Source organism: Neptuniibacter sp. (assembly GCF_024231755.1).
Lineage (GTDB): Bacteria > Pseudomonadota > Gammaproteobacteria > Pseudomonadales > Balneatricaceae > Neptuniibacter.
Window position 1 is genome coordinate 1 of sequence record NZ_JAAEQH010000383.1, and the last position, 682, is coordinate 682.

1 protein-coding gene is annotated in these 682 nt (G+C 44.0%); it reads right to left on the minus strand.

The annotated features are described in order from the left end of the window. Window positions 1–624: 30S ribosomal protein S3 (gene rpsC / locus GY843_RS20960; RefSeq protein WP_297312628.1), on the minus strand; the 624-nt coding region annotated here is incomplete at its 3' end. Window positions 625–682 lie beyond the last annotated feature (58 nt).

The window sequence follows — 682 nt, forward strand, 5'->3', positions numbered from 1 at the left end:
AATAACTTCGCCTTTGAAGATCCAAACTTTAACACCAATGATACCATAAGTGGTTAAGGCTTCAGAAGTTGCGTAGTCGATATCAGCACGAAGAGTATGTAGAGGTACACGACCTTCACGATACCATTCTGAACGTGCGATTTCTGCGCCGCCAAGACGACCGCTAACTTCAACTTTAATCCCTTTAGAACCGATGCGCATTGCATTTTGTACCGAACGCTTCATAGCGCGACGGAACATAACACGACGCTCTAGCTGAGAGGCAATGCCGTCTGCTACTAGTTGTGCATCTAACTCTGGTTTACGTACTTCAGAAATATTAATCTGAGCAGGTACACCTGCGATCTTAGTTACCGCTTGACGTAGCTTTTCAACGTCTTCGCCTTTTTTACCGATAACAACACCCGGACGAGCCGTGTGAATTGTTACGCGGATCGATTTTGCTGGACGCTCAATAACGATTTTAGACACAGAAGCCGCTTTTAATTCCTTTGTAAGGAAAGTACGTACTTTGTGATCGCCAAAAAGCTGATCAGAGAAATCTTTAGAACTCGCGTACCAGGTAGAAACCCAAGGTTTAGATATACCTAGGCGAATACCAGTAGGATGAACTTTTTGTCCCATTACTTATACTCCTAGCTATCTGAAACCACAACAGTGATGTGGCTTGTACGCTTAAGGA